Genomic DNA, 26,083 nt, shown 5'->3' with positions numbered 1-26,083 from the left:
CCCGCCCCCGGCGATCGCGACCGGCAATCGCGATTACATCACCAGTGCGTCTTTGAGAGGGTCCAGCCACGGTTCGAACGGTTTCCACGCGGCAACCCCATCGCGGTTAATCGGGCGGCGTACTTGTTCAGAACTGGCCGTGCGCACCGCACGTTTGCTCTGGTGGAAATTGACGCAAGCGTCTTCGAATGGCAGCGCCAGATAGTCGAGCATGCGGCGTGTCTGGCCCTCAACATCATCAAGGACATCCTCATGCTCTACGCGTAAGATCGCGCCGGGCAGCACACTGTCCCAATGGTCCATCAGCGTCACATAATCGCGATAATAGCGGCCAACCTGCTCGAGCCCGTAAGTAAACTCCTGCCCTTCTGCGAATAACTGCTTATAGCCGGAGAAACAGCAATCCATCGGATCGCGCCGCGCATCGATGATTTTGGCGTTGGGCAGGATCAGTTTGATCAGCCCGATATGGCGGAAATTATTGGGCATTTTATCGATGAAAAACGGGGCACCCTGGCGGTGGATCCGGGTGTTCTCGATGAAATCCTCGCCCATTTTGGCCAGCTGATCCGCCGTAAGGTCATGCAGGATCGCGGGATACAGCGCCTCACCTGCTTTGCGTCCGCGCAGGCGGTGTGCCAGCGCGAGTATATTGGGCAGTTCCAGCGTCCCGTCGACCTCGCTGTGAGAGGCGAGAATCTGTTCCAGCAATGTCGATCCTGCACGCGGCAAGCCCAAAATGAAAATCGGATCGGGCGCGGGATGGCCTGCACCAGCGTGCCTTGCAAACAGGTCAGCGGTGCAGCACTCGGCCTGCCGCTCCAGCTCCCCCTGCATGGCATCGGCATCATACCGGGTCTGGCGCCGTTTCAGCGTATTGCCTTCATCGTAATATCGGAAGGATTGCTGGTAATCACCGGCATCCTCGTATGCTTTGCCCAATGCGAAAGAGAAATGAACCCGGTCCATAAAGGCCAGATCGGGGCGGTCCAGTTGCGCACGCATATTGCTGATTTCAGCATCGCTGAACCGGTAAGTTTTCAGATTGGCAAGCGCGTAATAGGCATCGCCGTGATCGGGCTTGTGGGCGAATGCGGCTTGGTATGACGCCACGGCCTGTTCGCTTTTACCGGTTGTTTTGAGAGCATGTCCGCGCGATGTCAGCGTCGCCGGATCGCCCGGTATCGTCTCCAATATCTGGTCAAACAGGGCAAAGGCGCGGTTATATTCACCGGTTTGCATCGATTCGATGGCAAGATGCGATTGAAACAGCGGATTGTCTGGATCGAGCGCGTAAAGTGCTTCCGCCTCCTGTTTGGCCTCTGCAAATTTCTGTCGGCGGCGCAGGGCGTCAATATAATCGAGCCGAACCTGAATATTGTCCGGTTCAAAACTGCGCGCGCTGTCGAGCAGAAATTCTGCATCGTCCAGAATGCCCAATTTGATCCCGATTTGGGCGAGCAACCGCATCCCTTCGACATGTTTTGGATTTTGTCTCAGGAAATGGCGACAGAACTCTTCAGCCCGCAGCAATCGGCCTTCATGCAGATGATTGGTGGCCGCGAGCAATTCGCGCGGCATGTCTTTCAGGCGGTCGGCTTGGGCGGTGGCGGCAGCACTTTCCGATTGGGATCCGCCCGTTGCAAGCAGATCGGCCTGCGCGCGCCAACTGGCCTCCAGCGCCGGGTTAAACCGGGTGGCGCGGCGAAACGCCTGGAGAGCCTTGTCTTGATCATTCTTCGCCCGCGCGAGATGCCCCGCCTCCTGCCATGCCCGCCCATATTCAGGCGAGGCAGTGTGGAGCCGCTGTAAATATTGTTCAGCCTTGGGATAGTCTTTGACATAACGCGCTGCGACTGCGGCAAGGTATAATACATCAGTATCATCGGCGGCACTGGCGAGCATCGCTTCTGCTGCACTAAGGCTGCCTGCAAAGTCGCCCGACTGGAGACGTTTTTGTGCCTGATGCAGCTGTTCTGCGCGGCCGGATATATCAAGCGTCATGACTGTACCTTTGGCAGAAAGCTGGATGAAATCAAAACGGCGGATGAAGCCTATGCCTCACCCGCCGTTTCGTAATTAGGGATGCAAGCCTAATAGTTGAAGCTTACCCGGGCACCCACTGTCAACGGACGATTGGTCGTGATGCGTTCGACATCATTGATGAAATTGCCGGCAATCTCTGCGCGGGTATCAAACAGGTTCTCACCATAGATTTCGAAAGACCAATTGTTTGCTTTCACACCGGCACTGAGTGCGGCTGTTGTGTAGCTATCCAATTTGAACTTGTTAATCTCGATGATGTCAGTGAATTTCGAACCCGAATAGACAATCTGCGGCATGATGTGCGCCTGCAATGTGCTGCTGACATCCCATTCATAACGCACGCGCATATTGCCCTGAAAACCGGGCGCATAGGCGAGCGGCTCACCGGCGATCACATCGTCGGTCGGTGTCAGTACGTCGGTAATCTCTGTATCCAGAATCGAGAATGCGCCGGTGACGGTAAGGCCAGGAACGCTGTAGGGCGCGATGGTCAGTTCACCTTCGATACCATAAATCTCGGCATTGGCTGCATTATCGGAGAAAAACAGATTGGTGATGGATGGATCGAAAATGGTCGTCTGAAGACGGCTGATATCGACATAGAACGCACTGCCGTTCAGGCGAACCTGCCCGTCAACAAGGTCCATCTTCCACCCGAATTCGTAGTTTTTGACTTCATCGGTTTCCAGTTCAAATGGCACGGTGAAACCATTGGCACCGGCGGCACCGCCGGGACGGTTCAGCAAGCCCGGACGAAAACCTTCAGAGTATGTGACGTAAAACAGCAAATCATCTGTTGGGGTGACCGTAGCGGTACCTTTGAAAATCACGCCTTCGGCTTTCGCCACATCGGGCGCGCCAACGGTGTTGTTAGGGCCGAATTGCGCGCTGATATTAGTGCCGCCGCGCTGCTGGTCAATACGCTGGGCCAATGGCACGCCGGTGTTGGCGCCAAATACCGGCGAACGAAGGTTGAAGAAGGACGAGTTCGCGCTGCCTTCCAGATCCACTTCGACATTGTAATAGCGCAGCCCCGCTGTCAGCGTCAGCAGATCAGGGACAACATCAACGCTTGCTTCACCAAACAGGCCGAATTGCTGGTCAGTCCGGCGAATGTCGTTACGGAAGATGGTGGTCGCCGGAAACGGTCCCTCCCGTGTGAAAAAGCCGGCCGCTGCAGAATTGATCGCACCCGGAGGCGCATTCACATTCGTCAGCGGGAAGTTTGGCAGAAAGCCGGTCGTCACGCCGTCAGAACCGCGTACCAGCGTGTTGGCTGGGTAGGAAAAGTCGTTCAGCTCTTTGAGTTCAAGATCGCTGTAAAATGCACCTGCGGTGACGCGAAATGGAGCGTCTTGCGGGGTGCTGACCCGAAATTCCTGCGTGAATACAGTCGTGTCGGTGTTTGATGCCACAAAGGTATTCGGCGCGTAACAGGTCGGATCAGCCGGGGCATTGGTCACATAACCGGGATACACCACGGCCGTGTCGCAGATGTAATAGGGCAGATATTGGCCGACAAACAGATAGTCGGTGTAATCAACGCGCTGCTGTGTTTCGCGGTCTGTATATGCGCCGGTATAGACAATATCGAGCGCGCCAAGACGGCCCTCTACAGTCCAGCTGGTGTTGGAGAAATCGTCTTGCAGACGATCATCTTCAAACCGTTGCACGTTCAGATCGTCAATCCCCAAGGCTGGATCGGCAAAAAACACGCCATCGGATTCCACACTCTGGCGAGCGTGCGTAACAGTTACACGCCAATCCGGTGAAAACTCATACAGTGCCGATACGCGGAAACCGGAATATTGGGTGTCGTTGAAATTGTCTTCAACCAGACCGGCATTGTCCGCTGCAATAAAGGTCGTTCCGGCTGCGGGACCGCCCGGCTGGAACCCCTGACGGATTGTGCCCACGGGCACGCCATTCGAACGCACATCGCTCGCTTCACGGAAGCGCCCGCTTTGGCTGGCATCAATCGTGCCAGCAACATTGTCGATGTAGCCGCCTTGATCGTCCAGATAGAACACGCCGCGCACCGCAAGACTGTCTGTCACGGGCAGGTTGATCATCGCTTCTGCGTTATAGCTTGCTTCGCCGCCTTTGGTGAAGGCAACGCCCGCTTTACCCGATGCATCAAAGCCTGACAGACTTGGCTTGTTGGTAATCAAGCGAACAACACCGGCCTGCGAGCTGGCACCGAACAGCGTGCCTTGCGGGCCGGCCAAAACTTCGATCCGCTCCAGATCGGCGGCGTACACATCCAGGTTACGGCCCGGCTGACCCAGCGGTTGTTCGTCAAGATATAGCGCGACATTGGGCGCAAGACCGGCAACGCCAGCGGTGGTGAGATTTGGCGTGGTCGATGCCAAGCCGCGGATGTAAATGGTACTTTGGCCCGGACCGCTTCCGCCTGCGGTAACGCTGGGAAGCTGTTCCAGATAATCACCGAAAGTATCAATCGCGAGCTCGTCCAGCGCCTCTTCGCCAATCGCGCTGACGGAAATTGGAACGTCTTGCAGGTTTTCGCTCTGCTTGGTCGCCGTAACCACAATTTCGGTCACGCCGCCAACGCGTTCTTGCGCTGCGGGTGCAGAGGCATCCTGCGCGAATGCAGGCGTTGCGGAAAGGGTAGCGATCGCCACGAGCGACGCGCCACAGTGTAATTTCATCATTGAGATTGTTCCCTATTGAATTCTGAAGCGCGATGTTTGCTAGGACATTGGGCAGAATTGCCTGAATTTCCGAAAAATCATGCTTGTTGTTCAAAAACCAGATGATCTTTGAACGTTGTGGGCGCGCTAACAAACAAAGGGAGGCTATTCCACCGGACCAGCCAGAATGAATGCAAACAAATCAGGGTTGTTGCACATTGACAACACTGCTATGTATTGAATAGATAACGTGTGCGTTTATATTTCAACTCAAAAATTACCAAAGAACAATATATGTCTATTCAAAGTTGTTTATTATGAATTGTGAAATACAAGCAAGTAATAAATAAACTATAAGGATGAAGGGCGGATTTGGTCTATCAGATATAGCTATCCAACCAGAAATGGCCGTGACTAAATCACTGTATAGATGTTGGCCCTAGCTGGCGGGCTGTTCTGCAACGGAATCAATCGCATGCGCGGTTGTCGGCACGTCCTGATGCTTGCGGATCAAATCAAAGATAATCGCCTTGACGATGGAAATCGCCATTAACGCGACCACGAAAGAGAACGGCAAGGCGCCGATAATCATCGCGGTACTGATCGCGTCAATCCCGCCCAGGATCAGCATGCTGCCAACCACCAGCGCCAATGCTGCGCCCCAGAACAGAATATGATGGCGGCGTTCAATCTCATCCTCGTCTTCGCCAGCGCCATTGATCGTGTTGATGATCAAAATCGCGCTATCCGCAGATGTAATGAGATAGGTCATCAGCAGGATCACAACGAGGCCCGATAGCAGCGCCGCGATTGCTGGATCGAACAAAACCGCCAGCGTGGCATAAAGCTGGTCCGATATACCTGCGCCCAAAATACTGCCTTGGGCAGCGCCGCTCAGTTCAAGGTCAATCGCAGTGCCCCCAACCAGCGCGAACCATGTGAAGCACATCAGCGAAGGCACCAAAACCACACCAAACACATATTCGCGGACGGTCCGCCCGCGCGAGATACGGGCGATGAACATACCGACAAAGGGCGCAAAGGCGATCCACCAGGCCCAGTAGAATACTGACCAGTCCAGCTGCCACTGCGCCAGCGCGTCACCAACCGGCGTTCCATCCGCGCTCCACACACTGATTGCGAGTATCGGTAGATTGACAATGTAATCATAGATGCCCGTCAGCAATAATTCAAAACTCAGCAGGCCCGATCCCGCAATGACGAAAATGGCAATCAACAGGAACGACAAAGCCATATTGAGATTGGACAGCCATTTGATCCCGCGCCCGACACCGGAAAGGGCAGATATTGTCGAGGCGCCGACCAGAAAGATCAGCGCGATGATGATCGCGGGTACAGACGCAGCTGGCACACTGTCTGGACCGCCAGAGGTTACCAGCCAATCGCCAAAGCCCAGACGGTACAGTCCGGCCACGAATTGCTCGACTCCCAGGCTCATCGTTACCGCTACGCCCAGAATGGTCGCCACGACAGCGACGATATCGACGATATGTCCCGCAGGCCCCGACATGGCTTTGCCGAACAAAGGCGCGAGCGATGATCTGATGGTGAGAGGCAGATCGCGGCGATAAGCGACATAACCGATCGCCAGACCAACCAGGGCATAGGTGGCCCAGGCAGCAACCCCCCAATGCAGAAATGTGTAGATATAGGCTGGCCGTACTGCCTCTGCCGACACAGGTTCGATGATGCCGCGAATAATATCGGGATTATTGGCAAAATGGGATAAAGGCTCCCCCGTGGAATAGGTCAACATGCCAATGCCAATGCCCGCGCCAAACAGCATCGCAAACCATGAAAAGCGCGAGAATTCCGCCCTTTCATCGGCCTGGCCGAGCCGCAATTTGCCTGAATTTGGTATGATGGCGAGCGCGAAAGCAACAACACTTAGGAAGGCCACCAGATAAATATACCAACCGGAAAACTGGCTGATAATGGTTGTCTTGGCGAAATCGAGCGTTGCCCCTGCCTGAACAGGAAACAGCACGGCCCACAGGATCAGGATAGTCACGATCAATTTTGAGGTGATCGTGACTATCCTGCTGAAACCGTGATAATAACCCGATTGGGCAGTCTCTATCGGCAGATCCATCAACGGGGGATCAATCGTGTAACTGGTATCGCTCATGCGGTAATTTGGCCTTCATTCGGCTGCGCCAAATTGATTTGCCGCGCAGCGCGCGCAGCAATTTTCCAGACCAACAGGCTACTATGGGTAGCAGGCATAGAGCCTGATCAGAATATTGCAAATACCCAAATCCCATACCGATATTTCGCAACGCTGGCTTGCCGAGCGCGTGAGAATAGGCGATATAAACATGGTTTTTCAAAAGAGAGGAACACCATGACAGACCGCGCAATGCCGCAGCGGGTAACATCGTTCGACGTCGCCGAAAAAGCGGGTGTAAGCCAATCGACGGTATCGCGTGCGCTTGCCGGATCGAGCGCGATTACCGAGCCGACGCGGGCCAAAGTTATGCAGGCGGCTGAGGCATTGGGATATGTTGTCGATGAGCGTGCCGCGCGTCTGCGGCGGGGCAAGACGGGCACCTTGGCCGTGGTTGTCATTGGCCGCCCCGAAGAGGCTGCGAGCGATATTAACCCGTTCTATTTTTCCTTGCTCGGCAGTGTGTGCGCAGCAGCGGCGGCGCAGGGATATGAAACGCTGGTATCATTTCAATCCGAAGAAGCGCAGTTTTTCGGCAAATATGCAGAACGCGGCCAAGCCGATGGGATGATTGTGATCGGCACCACCGTCAATGAGGCAGCGTGGGAATATTTCCGGGATTTGAGCGGCGGTGGCCGTGCGGTTGTTTTCTGGAGCTCGCCCTATGAAGAGCTGGACTGGGTGCGCTCGGACAATTATGAAGGCGGCATGCTCGCCGCGAGGGAATTGATTTCCGCGGGTTGCCGGTCAATCGTTCACATCGGCGCAAACGATTCGCCCCAGCAGCAATTTCGAGAGCGATATGAAGGCTATGCGAAGGCATTGGCTGAGAGCGGGATGAAGCCCGTCCTGCTGGCGGTCAACCCCGATCTCGACCGTGCCGAGCAGGGGCGCGATGCGGTGGCAAAGTTGATCAGAAGCGGCCAGAGTTTCGACGGGCTGTTTGTCGCCTGCGATGCGATGGCGCTCGGGACGCTTGAGGAGCTCAACGCTCGCAATATCGCTGTGCCGCGCGACTGTTCTCTGGTTGGTTTTGACGGTATTCGGGCAGGGCGGCACAGCAACCCGCCATTGACCAGTATCGAACCCGACTTCGATGTCGCTGGCGCGATGCTGGTGCGTACAGTGCTGGGCGAAGATCGGGCGTCAGAACGGCGCGTACCCGTGCGCATATTACAGCGTGGCAGTGTGAAACGTGGATGAACGTCCAGCCCGGAGGTGAGGCCTTCCTATCCGCAGGCTGCGATCCGAAGAGCGGCTGAGCGGTTGTAAAGCCAATGCCGCACGCTGTTTGCGAAGGCGGTGATGGTGGTTGCAGCATCCATTATGTGGGCGGCCGGAGGTCAAACATGCAAACGCGCTTGCGGATATAACGATATCTTTATATGTGGTTTCCATGCAGATCGAAACCACTATCCGGGCTTTGGCCGATCCGACGCGTCTGCGGATCATGCGCCTGCTTGCCGCGATGGAGCTTGCGGTGGGCGAACTTGCGCAAGTGCTTGGGCAGAGCCAACCGCGTGTTTCACGCCATATCGCGATTCTATGCGATGCCGGTCTGTCCGAGCGCCACCGGGAGGGAAGCTGGGTTTTCCTGCGTTCCTCGATCGGTAATGAGCGGGGCGATCCGGTAGGGGAAGCCGTCTCGCGCTTGCTTGCGACGGCCGAAAAAGAAGACGCTGAATTTCTTGCTATGTGCGCGGCAGACCGCGCGCAATTGGCTGCCATACGCGGTTCGCGGGAACAGAATGCGGCAGCCTATTTCGCCCGGCACGCTGATGACTGGGATGAATTGCGCCAGCTGCATAGCGCCGACCGGATTGTTGAACAGCGACTGGTCGCGGCATTGCAGGAGGGCCGGCTTGGGCGGATGCTCGATATCGGTACGGGCAGCGGGCGAATGGCGGAACTCTTCGCGCCGCTGGCTGACCATATTGTCGCATTGGACAAAAGCGTCGATATGCTGCGGGTCGCGCGGGCAAAGCTCCAAAATCTGCCCGCTGACATGGTTGAATTGGTGCAGGGCGATTTTGCCGCCTTGCCTTTTGCAGCGCAGATGTTTGATACGGTGCTGCTCCATCAGGTGCTGCATTTTGCGCAAGACCCCGCTGCTGCCCTGATGGAGGCGGCACGCGTAACGCGGGCCGGCGGGCGGATTGCGATTGTCGATTTTGCCGCGCATGACCGAGAGGAGCTGCGGGACCGGCATGCCCACGCACGGCTCGGTTTTACCGACAAGGCCATTCGTTTGCTGCTTGAAGAGGCCGGCTATGACCCATCTGCGCAAATCGCGATGGATGAAGGCGCGCTGACCGTGAAAATCTGGATCGGTACACGGCATGGTTCTTGGCAGGGCAAGCCTGCTCCTGCCGACATGCCGCGAAGGTCCAATGTTAAGAAAGCAGCGCAATGAGTAACCGTTCCTTCCCTAGGCTTGATGAAATGCGTGAAGCGCAAACCGCGCTCGATACGCCCCTGTTTTCAGGACTGCAGGGCGATATCAGCGCATCGTTTGAATTTTTTCCGCCCAAATCGGAAAAGATGGAAACGCAATTATGGAACTCGGTGCAGGAGCTCGCGCCACTTCATCCCGCTTTCGTTTCGGTCACTTACGGCGCAGGCGGTTCCACGCGGGAACGCACGCATAATACCGTTGCGCGGATTATTAAAGAAGCGCGCTTGCCTGCCGCTGCGCATCTTACCTGCGTCGATGCCAGCAAAGCCGACATTCGCGAGGTGGCAGAACAGTATTGGGAAGCGGGCGTGCGCCATATCGTCGCCCTGCGCGGTGATGCGGGCGAGCCGGGCGCGCCGTTTGTGCCGCATCCCGATGGTTTCAAAAGCGCGGCTGATCTGGTTGCGGGCCTGAAAGAGATTGCCGATTTCGAAATCTCGGTTGCTGCCTATCCCGAAACGCATCCCGATGCGGATTGCCCGAAAAGTGACCTTGATAATCTCAAGCGCAAACTGGATGCCGGTGCCACCCGCGCGATCAGCCAGTTTTTCTTCTCCGCCGATACATTTTTCCGGTTTCGCGATGCAGCCGATGCTGCTGGAATAACCGCACCAATCCTGCCGGGCATTTTGCCTGTGACCAATGTGGCGCAGGCACGCAAATTTGCCGGCGCGTGCGGCGCGCATATTCCGGCGTGGATGGATGGCTTGTTTGAAGGGCTGGACGAGCGGCCCGCATCACGCCAGCTGGTTGCCGCGACCGTCGCGGCGGAACTGTGCCGCAGGCTTTATGCGGGCGGCGTGCGCGATTTTCATTTCTACACATTGAACCGCGCTGACCTGGCCTATGCGATTTGCCATATGCTGGGTATGCGCCCGCAAACCGGCCCTGCACGAGGCGCATCATGACCCCCCGGGAAAAACTCAATGCCCAGGCGGCCAAGCGCATTCTGATTTCGGATGGCGCATTCGGTACGCAGATCCAGAACCGCAAATTGACCGAAGCTGATTATGCCGGCGATCTGGGGCTCACGGCAGACCAGAAAGGCAATAATGACATATTGGCGCTTACGCGCCCCGATGTGATCCGCGATATCACCCGTGCCTATTTCGAGGCCGGATCGGACATAGTCGCGACCAACACATTTTCTGCCAATGTCATCAGCCAGGCCGATTATGCGGCAGAGGCGCTGGTCCGTGATATCAATGTAGAATCGGGCACAATCGCGCGCATATTGGCAGACGAGTATGAAGCCAGAGACGCGCAAAAAGGCTTAGAGCGCCCGCGCTTTGTCGCAGGCGCGATCGGACCGACCAATAAAACCCTGTCGCTCAGCCCCGATGTGGAAGACCCCGGCTTCCGCGAGATTACGTTCGATTATCTGACCAGCGTCTATTATGAACAGGCAGCGGCACTGATGGCGGGCGGCTGTGACTTTATTCTGATCGAGACGATTTTTGACACGCTCAACGCCAAAGCCGGTGTGATGGCGGTCAAGCAGCTGGAGCGGGAGCTGGGCCGCGATGTGCCGATTATGCTGTCGATGACTTTGACCGATCTGTCAGGCCGCAATCTGTCAGGCCATACGGTAGAAGCGTTCTGGTATGCGGTGCGTCACGCCAATCCGGTCACGATCGGGCTCAATTGTTCGTTTGGCGCAGAGCAACTCCGCCCGCATGTGCAATTGCTCAGCAAAATCGCCAATACGCTGTTGATGGCTTATCCCAATGCGGGGCTCCCCAACGAACTGGGCGAATATGACGAAGCCCCCGAAACAACTGCTGGTCTGGTCCGCGAATGGGCTGTAAACGGTCAGGCAAACATCCTTGGCGGATGCTGCGGGTCCTCCCCTGAACATATCGCCGCGATGGCGCGGGCAGTGGACGGTCTGGCTCCGCGTGCAATACCGCAGCGCGATGTCAAAATGCGCCTTGCTGGCCTTGAACCTTTTACGATTGCTGCATAATGACCCAAGCCAGTACTACCCAATTCGTCAATATTGGCGAGCGGACCAATGTCACCGGCTCTGCCCGGTTTAAAAAGCTGATCATGGCCGATGATTATGATGCGGCGGTCGAGGTCGCGCGCCAGCAGGTTGAAAACGGCGCGCAGGTCATTGATGTCAATATGGACGAAGGGCTGCTGGATGCAGTCCATGCCATGACCACCTTCCTCAAACTGATTGCTGCAGAGCCTGATATTGCGCGGGTTCCGCTGATGATCGACAGTTCCAAATGGGATGTCATAGAGGCCGGTTTGAAATGTGTTTCGGGCAAGCCCATCGTCAATTCAATCTCGATGAAAGAGGGGGAGGAGGAGTTCCTTGCCCAAGCGCGCAAATGTATGGATTACGGCGCGGCTGCGGTGGTGATGGCGTTTGACGAAATCGGTCAGGCGGATACCAAAGACCGCAAGGTAGAGATCTGCAAGCGCGCCTATGATTTACTGGTCGGGATCGGTTTCCCGCCCGAAGATATCATTTTTGATCCCAATATTTTTGCGGTGGCGACGGGGATTGAAGACCATGACCGGTACGGGCTCGACTTCATCGAAGCGGTGCGCGAGATCAAGGCGTCATGCCCGCATGCGAAAACATCGGGCGGATTGTCCAATCTGAGTTTCAGCTTTCGCGGTAACGAGACTGTGCGCCGCGCCATGCATTCGGTATTTTTGTATCACGCAATACCGGCCGGGTTCGATATGGCGATTGTCAATGCAGGCCAGCTCGACATTTACGACGCGATTGATCCTGTCCTGCGCGAGGCATGCGAGGATGTGATCTTGATGCGCCCTGTGGAGGGTGAGGACACCGCCACCGAGCGCCTGATTGCACTGGCAGAATCCTATCGCGGCAAGACCAAGGAAGAGGACAAGCAAGCCGCCGAATGGCGCGGCTGGAGCGTCGAGAAGCGGCTTGAACACGCGCTGGTCAAGGGGATCGATGCCGATATCGTTTCCGACACGGAGGAACTGCGCGCGCGTATTTCCGGCGAGGGCGGGCGCCCGATCGAGGTGATTGAAGGCCCGTTGATGGACGGCATGAATGTCGTGGGTGATCTGTTTGGCAGCGGCAAAATGTTTCTGCCCCAGGTGGTGAAATCCGCCCGCGTGATGAAGAAAGCTGTCGCGCATCTGATCCCCTATATCGAAGCCGAGAAAGAAGAAGGCGCAAAAGCCAAAGGCAAGATTATTATGGCCACCGTGAAAGGCGATGTGCACGATATTGGCAAGAATATCGTCGGGGTGGTTCTGCAATGTAACGGCTATGAGGTGATTGATCTGGGGGTGATGGTGCCGTGGTCCAAAATCCTTGAAGTGGCCAAAACACAGAATGTCGATATGATCGGTCTGTCCGGCCTGATCACGCCGTCGCTCGATGAAATGGTCACAGTGGCAGAAGAGATGCAGCGCGCGGACATGACCATGCCGCTGCTGATTGGCGGCGCGACGACCAGCAAGGTGCATACGGCACTGAAGATCGAACCCGCTTATACCGGCCCGGTGATCCATGTGCTTGATGCCAGCCGCGCTGTCGGCGTGGCGAGCAGGCTGCTGTCCGATACTCTGCGCGATGATTTCGTGGAAGACACCGCCGCAGAATATGAGGATGTGCGCGTCAAGCGGGCCAATAAGGGTTCATCGGCTTTACTGTCACTGGACGAGGCACGCGGTAACAGCTTTGCCGCCGATATGGCACAGCGCCCTGCCGATCCGGCCAAGCCGGGGCTGCACGTATTTGATGACTGGTCACTGTCTGATCTGCGCGAGACGATCGATTGGACGCCGTTTTTCCGGGCATGGGAATTGCACGGGGTATATCCCGCGATCCTGCAGGATGATGTGGTTGGGGAAAGCGCGCGTGCGCTGTGGGATGATGCGCAAGCCATGCTCGGCCGCATCGTCGAAGAAAAATGGCTCACCGCGAAAGGCGTTGCCGGTTTCTGGCCGTGCCAGCGCGAAGGTGACGATGTGCTGCTCGACAATGGAACGCGGCTGCCTTTCCTGCGCCAGCAAGTGAAAAAATCGCGCGACCGGGCCAATTACTGCCTTGCCGATTTTATCGATCCTGCGGGTGACTGGATCGGCGGTTTTGCCGTTGGCATCCACGGCATTGATGATCATATCGCGCGCTTTCAGGCGGATAATGACGATTATTCCGACATCATGCTGAAAGCATTGGCTGACCGCTTCGCCGAAAGTTTCGCCGAGCGTCTGCATCAGCATGTGCGGACTGACCTGTGGGGCTATGCGCCGGGGGAGCAGCTGACCAATGACGCATTGATCAAGGAGCATTATCGCGGCATCCGGCCGGCCCCTGGATATCCGGCCTGCCCCGATCACAGCCTGAAGCCGATCCTGTTCGAACTGCTTGATGCGCCCACCCATGCAGGGCTAACTTTGACGGAAAGCTTTGCCATGTGGCCCACAGCAGCGGTCAGCGGGTTCTATTTCGCCCATCCCGACAGTTCCTATTTCGGTGTGGCGCGGATCGGGCCTGACCAGCTGGAGGATTATGCGCTGCGCCGTAATGTTGATCTATCCACTGCGGAACGCTGGCTGCGCCCCAATCTTGATTGACCGGCCGCGCGGTTTCGCGCAGTGAAATATCCGTCGCCAGGGAAGTGATTCTTTGGCCGATGCGCGGGAGAGATCGCTGGTTGCAGGTCAACGCATGTTGAACGCCAGCGGCACCGAAGGAGCAACCGCCCCGGAAACTCTCAGGTATCAGGGACCGCGCATTGGCAGACACTCTGGAAAGCGTTTCCGTTTCGGCGGATGCCACCGAAGGGGTAAGTCGCACGTATTGTCACATGGCAGGCGTGTGGTAAAACTCTCAGGTTTTCCCGACAGAGGGGGTGCAGATGGCGCGCCTTGCGGTGCGTCTGCACTTGGCACGGGAATGCACATGACAGACGATATTTCTGATACCCATCCAGACGATCTGCCCGAGGAGCGCGTTCTTGCGCTGGATGGATGGCACCGCGCAATGGGCGGACGGATGGTCGAATTTGCCGGCTATCAAATGCCGATCCACTATGCAGGCGATCATCTTAGGCATGGCGGCGGGATTGTGGGTGAACACAATTGGACGCGCAAACAAGCGGGCCTGTTTGACGTCAGCCATATGGGGCAGCTGCTGATTTCAGGAGACGGGGCCGATGCCGCCCTGGAGGCGCTGCTGCCGATTGATCTTTCGACATTGGACGTGGGCATGCAGCGTTATTCTCTGCTGCTGAACGAGAATGGCGGCGTGCTCGATGATCTAATGGTTTCGCGCTGGCCAAATGCGCTTTATCTGGTGGTCAATGGTGCGACCAAATGGGACGACATTGCCCATCTGCGCGAACATTTGCCTGACACGGTTACGCTCAACCACCTGGAAGACCGTGCTTTGCTGGCGCTGCAGGGCCCGAGGGCGTTTGCGGCTCTCGCTCGCCATGTAGAGGGTGACATTGCGCTATCGTCTCTGGTGTTCATGACGTTTGGCCATTTTAGCATGGCCGGTGTGGAGATGGTCATCAGCCGGTCGGGTTATACTGGAGAGGACGGATTTGAAATCTCGCTTCCGGCAACGGATGCAGAGAAAATCGCCGCGCTTCTGTGCGCAGAGCCGGAAGTCGAGCCGATTGGTCTTGGTGCGCGGGATTCGCTGCGGCTTGAGGCCGGTTTGCCGCTTTATGGCCACGATCTGGACGAGACGACCGATCCCGTGTCCGCGCGGCTGCTATTCGGCCTTGCCAGATCACGCCGCGAAACCGGTGGTTGGTTGGGGCACCAAACCTGCGCCAGAATGCTTGGCGAAGGGGCACCGGTACAGCGTGTCGGCCTGAAACTGGACGGCCGTATGCCCGCCCGCGAAGGGACGTTGGTCTTTTGCGGTGACACGGAAATTGGACGCGTCACCAGCGGCGGCTTTTCACCCACGCTGGGCCATCCCATTGCGATGGCATATGTCCAATCGGACTATACCAAAACAGGCACGCAGTTGCAGCTCGCGGTGCGGAACAAACGGCTTGATGCAACCGTAACCCCCATGCCTTTCGTGCCGCAAAATTATTTCCGAGGAGAATGAGCCGATGTCCCGTTATTTTACCGATGAGCATGAGTGGATTGATGTCGAGGGTGACACAGCGACGGTCGGTATCACTGACTATGCGCAAGAACAGTTGGGCGACATCGTATTTGTCGAATTGCCCGATGTTGGCGCAATGGTCGATAAAGGCGGCGATGCTGCGGTGGTGGAATCAGTGAAAGCGGCCAGCGATGTTTATGCGCCGATCACTGGCGAAGTCATCGAGGGAAACGGCGCGCTGGAAGATGACCCGGCGCTCGTGAATACCTCGCCCGAAGAAGATGGCTGGTTTTTCAAAATGACCATTGGCGACAAATCAGAGCTGGACGGCCTGATGGATGCAGAGGCTTATGAGGCGTTCGTCGCCGAGCTGTGATTGTACCTCCCCTGTCTGCGTTCGGACAGGGAATAAGGATTTGATGATGCGTTATCTCCCCCTGACTGACACCGACCGCAGTGACATGCTGCAAAGTGTCGGCGCTTCCACCATTGATGATTTGTTTGTTGACGTGCCGGAAGTCGCGCGGCTGGACGGGCCGATCCGGGATTTGCCGATGCATGCCGGTGAAATGGCAGTGGAAAAGCATATGCGCCGCCTGTCCAAACAGAACCTGCCAGCTGCAGATGCCGCGTTTTTCCTGGGTGCAGGCGCCTATCGCCATCATATTCCGGCCAGTGTCGATACGATCATCCAGCGCGGCGAGTTTTTAACCGCCTATACCCCGTATCAGCCCGAAATCGCGCAGGGCACGCTGCAAATGCTGTTCGAATTTCAGAGCCAGGTTGCGCGCCTTTATGGCTGCGCTGTTGCCAATGCATCAATGTATGATGGGTCAACCGCATGCTGGGAAGCGGTGGCAATGGCGGGCCGTGTGACCAAGCGCAACAAGGCAGTGCTATCAGGTGCTCTGCATCCGCATTACACCGAAGTCGTCGCAACGATGGCGAAATTTAATGGTGATGAAATTGCCTCCAGCAGCCCCACGGTTCAGGCCGAACCTGACAATGCCGGCCTGATCGCGCGGATTGACGAAAACACGTCCTGCGTAGTCGTCCAGTATCCCGATATTCTGGGGCGTCTGGCCGATTTGGAGGAAATTGCCGAAGCAGCGCATGCCAAAGGCGCGTTGCTGATTGCGGTGAACACTGAACCCGTTGCCTTGGGCGCGATAAAATCCCCGGGTGAACTGGGGGCGGACATTGTGGTCGGCGAAGGCCAGGCGCTGGGTGTTGGCCTGCAATTTGGCGGGCCCTATCTGGGTTTGTTTGCGGTGCGTGATAGCAAGCATGTGCGGCAGATGCCGGGCCGGCTATGCGGCGAAACGATCGATGCTGATGGCCGCCGCGGTTTTGTGCTGACGCTCTCCACGCGCGAACAGCATATCCGGCGTGAGAAAGCGACATCGAACATCTGCACCAATTCGGGCCTCTGCGCGCTCGCATTCAGTGTGCATATGACGCTGCTGGGCGAGAAAGGCCTGCGGCAATTGGCAGCAGAAAATCACCGGCTGGCTTGTATTGCAGCGGATAAATTGGCGGCCATTCCCGGCGTGACATTGCTCAACACCCACTTCTTCAATGAATTTACGATATTGATTGACGGTGATGCGCGGCATGTTGTCCGCGATCTGGCGAAGGACAATATCCTCGCTGGCGTTTCCTTGGGGCGCCTGTATCCCGGTGTTGAGGAGTTTTCCGGCGGGTTGCTGGTTGCGGTTACCGAAACCACGACGCAGGAGGATATCGACATTCTCTGTGCTGCTTTGAAAGATACTCTCGCAAAAGGGAAACCGGCATGAACGCGCCCAATAAAAGCGGCTGGAAGCCGACCACCCCTGCTGGCACGGATGGCAAGTTTGGTGGCCCTGCCACCACCACTGGCAACGCAGCACTGATGCTCGAGGAAGCGTTGATTTTTGAAATCGGCACGACCGAGACGACCGGCGTTGATTTGCCGCAGATTGACACATCCCTCGCCAACCGGCTTGGCGGGATGGAGCGCAGCGAACCCATTGGTTTGCCCGGATTGTCTGAACCGCAAACCGTGCGGCATTATACGCGCCTCAGCCGCCAGAATTACGGGATCGACCTGGGCTTTTTCCCGCTCGGTTCCTGCACCATGAAGCACAATCCGCGCCTCAATGAAAAAGTCGCGCGGATGCCTGGCTTCGCCGATGTTCACCCGCTGCAGCCGACTGACACGGTGCAGGGCGCGCTGGGTGTGATGAATGAATTGGCGCATTGGCTGATGACATTGACCGGAATGCACGGCGTGGCAATGAGCCCGAAAGCGGGCGCGCATGGCGAACTGTGCGGGATCTTGTGCATCCGCGCAGCCCTGGAAGCGCGCGGCGATGCGCGCGAAGTCGTCCTGGTACCGGAAAGCGCGCATGGCACCAATCCTGCAACGGCGGCTTTCGCCGGTTACAAGGTGGAAGATATTCCCGCAAATTCGGATGGCCGGGTCGATCTGGAGGCGCTGAAAAGGCGGCTCGGCCCCGATGTAGCCGCAGTGATGATCACCAATCCCAATACATGCGGATTGTTCGAACCGGATTTGCGCGAGATTTCCGATGCAGTCCATGCGGCGGGCGGTTTTGTCTATTGTGACGGCGCAAACTTCAACGCGATTGTCGGGCGCGTTCGCCCCGGTGATCTGGGGGTTGATGCGATGCATATCAATCTGCACAAGACTTTCTCCACCCCGCATGGCGGTGGGGGGCCGGGCAGCGGGCCGGTTGTTTTGTCAGAAGCACTGAGCCCGTTTGGCCCTCTGCCGTTTACGGCGCGGACCGATGACGGGTATATTCATCTGGTCGAGGAAGAAGGCGCCGAAGAATACGGGCACACCCGCGCCTTTGGCCGCATGACGGCATTTCACGGGCAGATGGGCATGTATACCCGCGCATTGACCTATATGCTCAGTCACGGCGCGGATGGTCTGAAGCAAGTGTCCGAAGATGCGGTGCTGAATGCCAATTACATCCTGCGCTCGATGGAGGATGTCCTGTACGCGCCCTATGCCCATAGCGGGCCGTGCATGCATGAGGCTCTGTTCGGAGATAAGGACTTTGGTGGCGGTTTGTCGACACTCGATCTTGCCAAGGGGCTGATAGACGAGGGATTTCATCCTATGACGGTGTATTTCCCGCTGGTGACGCATGGCGCGATGCTGGTCGAGCCGACCGAAACCGAAAGCAAGGCCGCAATTGACCAGTTCATCACCGCTTTTCGCAGTGTGGTGGACCGGGCGAAATCTGGCGATGAGAGCCTGAAAACAGCGCCCCATTACGCACCGCGTGCGCGGCTGGACGAAACCGCGGCCGCGCGCAAACCTGTGCTTGGATTTCTCGGTCCCGAATAGGCCAAGCGCAGGTTCATGGGCATGGCCGGCGCAGGCGCGTATATGCGTTCACGTCTGGCGCGCGCGTGTTCGCGCGGTAATCGCCCGGTTACGCGGGCTTGACAGAAAGGGCAGACATGCAGTGCCATATTGGTCAGCCGCAGACAGCGGTTCTGGCACTGAACGATGCGGCGCTGGCGCGCACTGGTCATGCCCCCCGCCGCTCCTGTCGCCGCTCTTGTTACCACTTCTGTTACCGCGCTTATCGCTGCTCTTGGCGGCAGCTGCGCGGCGGATCGGTATGGGCTGTCACGTGATTGGCCGCGCGGTGAGCGCGTGCGGATAATTTTGAGCCGCAAGGGGTTTGATAGCGCCGCAGGCGGCGGCGCATCGCCAATTGTGGACGGGCGGCCTATCAGTTTGCCGATCCCCGCAAGCGCCCATTCACACACGACTTATGCCGATCTGGGCCTGGCGGATGCGGTGCAAACTGCCAGTCGCGGAAGATTCACCGGCCAGGATTTTTGTCACCACGATCCGATGTTCCGTGATGATGGCACGTGCCTGTTCGGCCAATGCAGCGCGGCGCAAACGCATCTGGTCAATCAGGGCGTTGGCACAGGCGACGTGTTCGTATTTTTCGGGCTCTTTCGCGAAGAAGCGACACGCGAACCGCATCACCGGATTTTTGGCTATCAGCGGATCGAACAGATAGTTGATCTGGCGGTCTGCAGCGATGACGAGCGCAGCCAATATGCAGCGTTTGGCCATCCGCATGCGCTGGGTATGCATGCCAAGAATGACGTGATCTATGTGGGGCCGGGCCGCGCCGCACAGACGGATAATGCGCGGTTGCGTCTCTCCGTGCACGACGGCCCGCCCAGCCTGTGGCATCGGCCCGATTGGATGCAGCCTGGCAGCCTATCCTATCACAGCCGCCAAGACCGCTGGATAAAAGGGGGCAGACTTCGCAGCGTCGCAAGGGGTCAGGAATTCGTCGCCAATATCTGCCAGCGTAAAGCGCCGCGCAAATGGCTGGAAGAGATCATCGCCCTGATCAGTAGGTCTTAATGATCGACGAGAAATCGAGCTGGCCGTTGCCTGCGCCGCTGTAATCTTCATACAAGGCGGCAGCCCGGGAGCTGAGCGGTACGGCGCTGTCTGATGCCTCCGCCGCGTCCATTGCAAGCCGCAAATCCTTCAGCATCAATGCCGTGGCAAAGCCGCCCTGATAATCATTATCGGCAGGGCTGGGCACACCGACATCGGGCATCGGGGTGTAGGCATTCAGCGACCAGTTATAGCCGGAGGATTGCGAGCTTATTTCATAAAAAGTCTGCGGATCGAGGCCCAGTTTCTCGGCCATCTTGATCGCCTCGCAGGTGCCGATCATATGAACCGCGAGCAGCATGTTATTGCAGATTTTGGCAGTCTGTCCGGCCCCTGCATCGCCTGCGTGGATGACCGCCTTGCCCATCGCGCTGAGGACCGGCTCTGCGCGTTTGAAGGCGCTGTGTGTCCCGCCCACCATGAAGGTCAGCGTACCGCCATTCGCCGCTGCGATACCGCCGGAAACCGGCGCATCGACCATTTCATAGCCCGCATCGGTTGCAGCCGCAGCCACCGATTTCGCGGTTGCGACATCAATGGTTGAGCAGTCCAGGAACACGGCACCCGCAGGTGCCTGGCCCATCACATCCTCGGCATAGACGCTGTTCACAACCCCGCCATTGGGCAGCATGGAGACGACCGCATCAACGCCTTGCACTGCATCGCGCGCCGCCGCGAACGTGCGGCAGCCATTGTCTTTCGCAGTATCCAGCGCATCGGCGCTGAGGTCAAAAGCGTTTACTTCGTGACCGGCTTTGACAAGGTTCGCAGCCATCCCGCCGCCCATATTGCCAAGGCCGATAAATGCGATTTTCATGTTACCGCCCTTTCCATTGGCCGTCACGCTTCTCGATAAAGGCGGCCATACCCTCGACCTTGTCCTCGCTGGCGGTCAGGATTTGGAACAGGCGGCGTTCTTGAACCACGCCTTGTTCAAGGGTCATTTCGAAAGCGGAATTGACCATTTCCTTATTCGCGATGGCGGCCATTGGCGGCATGGATGCGATCAGGGCTGCGGTCTTTTTGGCCTCTGCCATCAGATTGCCATGCGGCACAACCCTGGCCACGAGATTGCTGCGTTCGGCCTCTTCTGCGCCCATCATCCGGCCGGTCAGGCACATTTCCATTGCCTTTGCTTTGCCGATTGCGCGCGTAAGACGCTGGCTGCCGCCCATGCCGGGGGCTACGCCCAGTTTAATCTCTGGCTGGCCAAATTTCGCGTTTTCGCTGGCGATGATAAAATCGGCCATCATGGCGAGTTCACACCCGCCGCCCAGCGCAAAACCGTTGACTGCCGCAATCCACGGCTTGCGGGTTGTCTTGACAATCTCGCTGGTCCAGCGGCTGAAGAAATCATCGAGGTAAAAATCTGCGGCGGCTTTGTCTGACATTTCCTTGATATCAGCGCCCGCAGCAAAGGCTTTGTCGCCCGACCCAGTGATAATTGCGCATAGCTGACTGTCATCCGCTTGGTACTTCGCGAAAGCATCAATCAACTCCTCCAGCACCACGCTGGACAGCGCGTTAAGCGCCTTGGGCCGGTTAAGCGTGATGATGGTCACCGCACCATCGGTTTCGGTAAGAAGTGTTTCGTATGTCATAGGGGTTTCCATTCCTCATCGGCGGGCAGCGGCGCAAAAATACTGTCGATCAGCTCCTCGCTGACGTCCTCCGGCGTGGCCGGGTTCCACTGCGGATCATGGGTTTTATCGACAATAACGGCGCGAACGCCCTCGGCAAAGTCGGGGCGGACCAGCACGCGCGAACCGATGCGGTATTCCATCGCCATATTGTCAGCAAAACTGGTAAGCTGCGCGCTTTTCGCCAGTTGGCGTAAAGCCACCTTGCAGGTCTGCGGGCTTTTTGTGCCAAGCGTGTCGCGTTCTTTGGCGGCCCATTCGCAGCCATTTTCATCGATGGCTTTCTCAAGCGAGGCCAGAATATCCTCAAACCGGTCCGATGCGAAATGCTTAGCGATCTTGTCGGCGTTTTTCTCCAGCCGTGCGCCGGGCGGGGTGCCGACCATTTCGGACAAGACGCCGCCGATACGATCGGGCTTTTCACTGATCCGTGCTGTCGCATCGGCGATCATGTCGCTCGGCAGATAATGCGTGGCGAGACCCGCCCACAGGCATTCCGCCCCGTCGAGTCGCGCGCCGGTAAGCGCAAGGAATTGCCCAAGCCGCCCGCCAAGCCGCGATAAATGCCAGCCGCCGCCGACATCAGGGAACAGGCCAATCCCGGTTTCCGGCATGGCAAAACGCGTATTTTCCGTCGCCACACGGAATTTGGCAGGCATCGCAATACCCACGCCGCCGCCCATTGTGATGCCGTCCATGAAACACACAATCGGCTTGGCATAAGTCATCATCTGGTGATTGAGCCGGTATTCATCATGGAAAAACTTGCGGCCCATTTTGCCGCCATCTTCCAGCGCCGATTTGCGCAGCAGATTGATATCACCACCCGCACAAAATCCGCGCGTGCCTTCGCTATGATCAAGAATGACCGCTTCCACGCTGTCATCATCGGCCCAATCGCTCAGCGCCGCGCTGATCGCGTGACACATATCGAGCGTCAGCGCGTGCAGTGCCTTGGGCCGGTTGAGCGAGATATGACCCACGCGGTCATGTTTTTGGATAATTATGGAGCCGGTCATCGTCTATTCACTGCCTCAGCAAATCCCGGCCCACGATCATGCGCATAACCTGATTGGTGCCTTCCAGAATCGAGTGCACCCGCAGATCGCGCCAGAAGCGTTCGATGGGGTAGTCTTTCAGATAGCCGTACCCGCCGAACAATTGCAGCGCATCATTGACGATCTTGCTGCCATTATCGGTCGCAAGGCGTTTGGCCATTGCGGAAAAGCGTGATTTGTCGGGCGCATTATCGCCCACTTTTGCAGCGGCCAGATAGAGCAGCGCGCGGCTTGCCTCCAGATCGGTGGCCATATCGGCCAGCATAAACTGCGTATTCTGGAAATCCGCCACGGCGGTATCGAATTGCTTGCGGTCTCTGGTGTAGGCGATCGCTTCATCCAGGCACCGCTGCGCGCCGCCAAGCGAACATGCGCCGATATTCAGCCGCCCGCCATCAAGCCCCATCATGGCAAAACGGAACCCTTCGCCTTCATCACCCACGCGGTTCGCCGCCGGAATGCGGGCGTCTTCAAATATGACTTGCGCGGTCGGGCTGGCATTCCAGCCGAGTTTCTTTTCCGGCACGCCAAAGCTGACACCGGGCGTATCCTTATCGACCACGAGGCATGTCACGCCCTTGGTCTTGTGGTCGCCCGTGCGGACCATGCAGACATAGACATCGTTAAATCCGCCGCCCGAAATGAACTGCTTGGTGCCGTTCACCACATAATGATCGCCGTCCAGCCGAGCGCTGGTTTTAAGCGCCGCCGCATCCGATCCGCTGCCCGGTTCTGTCAGGGCGTAGGATGCGAGTTTATCCATCGACACCAGATCGGGCAGGTATCGGTCCTTGAGTTGCTGCCCGCCAAATTCGTCTATCATCCACGCAGCCATATTGTGAATCGAGATAAACGCGCTGGTTGTTGGGCAGCCATACGCCATTGCTTCCATGATTAGCGCGGCTTCCAGTCGGCCCAGCCCGATGCCGCCGCTGTCCTCGGAAACATAGATCGCGCCGAAGCCGAGTTCCGCCGTGCTTTTGATCACATCGCGCGGGAAATGATGCTTCTCGTCCCACTCGGCGGCATGCGGTGTGATATTGTCGGCGGTAAAGCGCTGCGCCATTTCCTGAATCGCGCGCTGATCATCATTCAATTGAAATTGGTGTGTCATAGCCGGCTCCTTAACACCGCTTTGCTTGCAAATCCTACCCACCATTCTCGCCCATTGCGGGCTACTCCGGCCAGCGATTGCAGCAGGCCCTCCTGGTCAACACTATGCGCATGTGTCGCAGCTATCGCAGAGTATCCGCTGTTCCGCCCGCTAGAAAACGCTCCGCTGGATGGATGCGCCCTGGTCGCGCGCGGTATTGCCTCGACACAGGCCGGGTCAGCCGCAGGTGATTTCCGTAATGATCCGGGAACTGTCATGGCTGACCCGCACCCGGTCCGGCTGGTAATCCATCGTTATGGCCATCCCCGGGCTGACCCACTGGAACGTGCGGGCACCCGTCTGCTGCATAATCTGCTCGCCGACTGCCTGTGTTGCCTGCTGGCCGAGAAATTTCTGTCCCGGTCCATCGGTGCACATGCTGGTATTTCCAGCCACGGGTTCCCCTGGTTGAGGGCCAGCCATCGGCTCTTCCAGCGGAGGGGATACAGCCGGTGCTGTGCAGGCCGACAGTATCAGGAAAGGCGCGATGGCCCAGGCATTAGCGGCGCTTTTGTACATAGGGTGATCCTCTGGAGTTCAAACCATAGTAGGGATAACAAACGCGTTACTACCATCGCCGCCACCATCGGGCCAGCGTTGAGTGACCTTCTTGACTTTGGTCCAGAATTTCAGACCTTCCATGCCATATTGATCGGTGTCACCAAAACCGCTGCGTTTCCATCCGCCGAAACTGTGATACGCGACCGGCACCGGGATCGGCACGTTGATGCCGACCATGCCGACATTAACGCGGGCTGCAAATTCACGCGCGGCATGGCCATTGCGGGTGAAGATCGCGACACCGTTGCCATATTGATGCTCGCTGGGCAGGCGCACGGCCTCTTCAAAATCTTTCGCGCGGACAATCTGCAGAACCGGACCGAAGATTTCTTCCTGATAGCTGCGCATCTGCGGGGTGACATTATCGATCAGTGTCGGCCCAATGAAGAAGCCTTTCTCATGACCCTGCAGAGTGTAACCGCGCCCGTCGATGACGATATCGCCGCCCTCTTCCTCCGCCGTGGTAATCCATTGCTCGACCCGCGCCTTGTGTTCCGGCGTTACGACAGGGCCGTAATGCGCGTCGGGATCGTTCGACACACCGATCCGCAATGCATTGATGGCAGGGATAAGCTTGGCTTTTAATTTCTCTGCGGTTTCCTCGCCAACTGGCACCACAACCGGCAGAGCCATGCAGCGTTCGCCAGCTGAGCCAAAGGCGGCACCGGCCAGATCATTGACCACCTGATCGAGATCAGCGTCCGGCATAACGACACCGTGGTTTTTTGCGCCGCCCATTGCTTGCACGCGTTTGCCATTATCGACGCCGCGGCGATACACATAATGCGCAATATCGCTGGAGCCGACAAAACTGACGGCGGCAATATCGCTATGGTCTAGGATCGCGTCGACCATCTCCTTGTCGCCATGCACCACTTGCAACAGGCCCTCGGGGGCACCGGCCTCGACAAATAATTGCGCCAGGCGAACGGGCACTGAGGGGTCGCGTTCGGAGGGTTTCAGGATGAAGGCGTTACCCGCTGCAATGGCCATGCCGAACATCCACATCGGGATCATCGCAGGAAAATTGAACGGCGTGATACCCGCGCCAATGCCAAGCGGCTGGCGCGTGGAATAGACATCAATGCCGGGGCCTGCGCCTTGGGTATATTCACCTTTCAGCATATGCGGAATGCCGCAGGCAAATTCGATCACTTCAAGACCGCGCTGAACATCACCCTTGGCATCGTCGATAACTTTGCCGTGCTCGCTCGACAGCAGCTCGGCCAATTCCTGCATATTGGCTTCGATCAATTCCTTGAACCGGAACATCACGCGGGCCCGTTTTTGCGGGTTGGTCGCGGCCCATTCTGGCTGAACCACCTTTGCTGTCGCGACTGCTTTGTCTAGCAGGGCTGCATCACCCAGCGTCACTTCAGCCTGAATTTCCCCGGTCGAAGGGTTCCAGATTTGGTGCTTCCGGCCAGAAGAGGCTCCGGCGCTCTCTACCATAAAGTGATCAACCTGACGCATCGCGCATCTCCTGCAAAGTCTGTTATTCTTTTGTTGCGCGCTGCTTTAGCGGGTTTGTCGGCCGAATGCGACTCTTGTGATACGGTTTCCCGCATGGCTGCGGCCGAAGTGATGGGCGGGCCTGGCCGGTGCTTTGGCCGTATAGAACGAGCGCGATACATGATGACAAAGCAGCCCTGTGAAGATGCTCTGTGAGGATGCTCTGTGAAGCGGCCCTGTGAAGCAGAGGAGGTGGCCAGGCTCTGGGAAACGTCACGCACGGTCCCGCTTGCTGCGCGGTTATTTTCCGTGTCTGATTGGGAAAACCGGCGACACTGAGGCCTGCCGGA

At 57.4% G+C, this 26,083-nt stretch carries 19 protein-coding genes and 1 riboswitch; of the genes, 10 read left to right on the top strand and 9 right to left on the bottom strand.

What is annotated here, in order from left to right; translation table 11 throughout:
• Window positions 1-33: 33 nt before the first annotated feature.
• The 3 genes from WA922_RS00545 to WA922_RS00535 form a co-directional block, all read right to left on the bottom strand.
• Window positions 34-2,004 carry a tetratricopeptide repeat-containing sulfotransferase family protein gene (locus WA922_RS00545; RefSeq protein WP_424769725.1) on the bottom strand — a complete coding sequence of 657 codons (1,971 nt, stop codon included), beginning with the start codon at window positions 2,002-2,004 and terminating at the stop codon, window positions 34-36.
• A gap of 89 nt (window positions 2,005-2,093) precedes the next feature.
• Window positions 2,094-4,721, bottom strand: coding sequence for a TonB-dependent receptor (locus WA922_RS00540; RefSeq protein ID WP_424769724.1), 2,628 nt, complete (start codon window positions 4,719-4,721; stop codon window positions 2,094-2,096).
• 418 nt (window positions 4,722-5,139) lie between these two features.
• The gene (locus WA922_RS00535) at window positions 5,140-6,849 is read right to left on the bottom strand and encodes a BCCT family transporter (protein ID WP_424769723.1); all 1,710 of its coding nucleotides are present in this window, start codon (window positions 6,847-6,849) and stop codon (window positions 5,140-5,142) included.
• 216 nt (window positions 6,850-7,065) lie between these two features.
• Between WA922_RS00535 and WA922_RS00530 the strand changes: the two genes are divergently transcribed.
• From WA922_RS00530 to WA922_RS00485, 10 genes are all read left to right on the top strand, one after another.
• Window positions 7,066-8,091 (top strand): LacI family DNA-binding transcriptional regulator, encoded by a 1,026-nt coding sequence (locus tag WA922_RS00530; RefSeq protein ID WP_424769722.1) that lies wholly within the window; start codon window positions 7,066-7,068, stop codon window positions 8,089-8,091.
• 193 nt (window positions 8,092-8,284) lie between these two features.
• The gene (locus WA922_RS00525) at window positions 8,285-9,301 is read left to right on the top strand and encodes an ArsR/SmtB family transcription factor (RefSeq protein ID WP_424769721.1); all 1,017 of its coding nucleotides are present in this window, start codon (window positions 8,285-8,287) and stop codon (window positions 9,299-9,301) included.
• Window positions 9,298-10,251: a methylenetetrahydrofolate reductase [NAD(P)H] gene (metF, locus tag WA922_RS00520; protein WP_424769720.1), complete on the top strand. Its 954-nt coding sequence runs from the start codon at window positions 9,298-9,300 to the stop codon at window positions 10,249-10,251. Before WA922_RS00525 ends, metF begins: the two co-directional genes overlap by 4 nt.
• On the top strand, window positions 10,248-11,309 hold the full coding sequence (locus WA922_RS00515; RefSeq protein WP_424769719.1) for a homocysteine S-methyltransferase family protein: 1,062 nt from the start codon (window positions 10,248-10,250) through the stop codon (window positions 11,307-11,309). The genes metF and WA922_RS00515 overlap by 4 nt, the downstream gene beginning before the upstream one ends.
• A complete protein-coding gene (gene metH / locus WA922_RS00510; RefSeq protein WP_424769718.1) occupies window positions 11,309-13,921 on the top strand; it encodes a methionine synthase in 2,613 nt (870 codons plus the stop codon). Before WA922_RS00515 ends, metH begins: the two co-directional genes overlap by 1 nt.
• Before the next feature lie 54 nt (window positions 13,922-13,975).
• Window positions 13,976-14,088, top strand: a riboswitch (glycine riboswitch).
• Window positions 14,089-14,249: 161 nt separating this feature from the next.
• A complete protein-coding gene (gene gcvT, locus WA922_RS00505; RefSeq protein ID WP_424769717.1) occupies window positions 14,250-15,416 on the top strand; it encodes a glycine cleavage system aminomethyltransferase GcvT in 1,167 nt (388 codons plus the stop codon).
• Between the two features lie 4 nt (window positions 15,417-15,420).
• Complete coding sequence (gcvH, locus tag WA922_RS00500; protein ID WP_424769716.1) at window positions 15,421-15,792, top strand: glycine cleavage system protein GcvH; 372 nt, start codon at window positions 15,421-15,423, stop codon at window positions 15,790-15,792.
• 46 nt (window positions 15,793-15,838) lie between these two features.
• A complete protein-coding gene (gcvPA, locus tag WA922_RS00495; RefSeq protein ID WP_424769868.1) occupies window positions 15,839-17,215 on the top strand; it encodes an aminomethyl-transferring glycine dehydrogenase subunit GcvPA in 1,377 nt (458 codons plus the stop codon).
• Window positions 17,212-18,780 carry an aminomethyl-transferring glycine dehydrogenase subunit GcvPB gene (gene gcvPB / locus WA922_RS00490; RefSeq protein WP_424769715.1) on the top strand — a complete coding sequence of 523 codons (1,569 nt, stop codon included), beginning with the start codon at window positions 17,212-17,214 and terminating at the stop codon, window positions 18,778-18,780. The genes gcvPA and gcvPB overlap by 4 nt, the downstream gene beginning before the upstream one ends.
• Before the next feature lie 165 nt (window positions 18,781-18,945).
• Window positions 18,946-19,830: a hypothetical protein gene (locus WA922_RS00485; protein WP_424769714.1), complete on the top strand. Its 885-nt coding sequence runs from the start codon at window positions 18,946-18,948 to the stop codon at window positions 19,828-19,830.
• Here WA922_RS00485 and mmsB read toward each other — a convergent pair.
• The 6 genes from mmsB to WA922_RS00455 form a co-directional block, all read right to left on the bottom strand.
• Window positions 19,817-20,686 (bottom strand): 3-hydroxyisobutyrate dehydrogenase, encoded by an 870-nt coding sequence (gene mmsB / locus WA922_RS00480; protein WP_424769713.1) that lies wholly within the window; start codon window positions 20,684-20,686, stop codon window positions 19,817-19,819. The genes WA922_RS00485 and mmsB overlap by 14 nt on opposite strands.
• Window position 20,687: 1 nt before the next feature.
• Window positions 20,688-21,470, bottom strand: a complete 783-nt coding sequence (locus WA922_RS00475) for an enoyl-CoA hydratase-related protein (protein WP_424769712.1) — start codon at window positions 21,468-21,470, stop codon at window positions 20,688-20,690.
• Entirely contained in the window at window positions 21,467-22,528 is a 1,062-nt protein-coding gene (locus WA922_RS00470; protein WP_424769711.1) for an enoyl-CoA hydratase/isomerase family protein, read from the bottom strand. Before WA922_RS00470 ends, WA922_RS00475 begins: the two co-directional genes overlap by 4 nt.
• Window positions 22,529-22,535: 7 nt before the next feature.
• Window positions 22,536-23,681: an acyl-CoA dehydrogenase family protein gene (locus WA922_RS00465; RefSeq protein ID WP_424769710.1), complete on the bottom strand. Its 1,146-nt coding sequence runs from the start codon at window positions 23,679-23,681 to the stop codon at window positions 22,536-22,538.
• A 216-nt stretch (window positions 23,682-23,897) separates the two neighbouring features.
• On the bottom strand, window positions 23,898-24,239 hold the full coding sequence (locus tag WA922_RS00460) for an I78 family peptidase inhibitor (protein WP_424769709.1): 342 nt from the start codon (window positions 24,237-24,239) through the stop codon (window positions 23,898-23,900).
• Window positions 24,240-24,257: 18 nt separating this feature from the next.
• Window positions 24,258-25,754 (bottom strand): CoA-acylating methylmalonate-semialdehyde dehydrogenase, encoded by a 1,497-nt coding sequence (locus WA922_RS00455; RefSeq protein ID WP_424769708.1) that lies wholly within the window; start codon window positions 25,752-25,754, stop codon window positions 24,258-24,260.
• Between the last annotated feature and the right edge of the window lie 329 nt (window positions 25,755-26,083).

Source organism: Pontixanthobacter sp. (genome assembly GCF_049682855.1).
Taxonomy (GTDB): domain Bacteria; phylum Pseudomonadota; class Alphaproteobacteria; order Sphingomonadales; family Sphingomonadaceae; genus Pontixanthobacter.
Note: the sequence above shows the minus strand (reverse complement) of the source record. Positions and strands in the feature narration are given on the sequence as shown.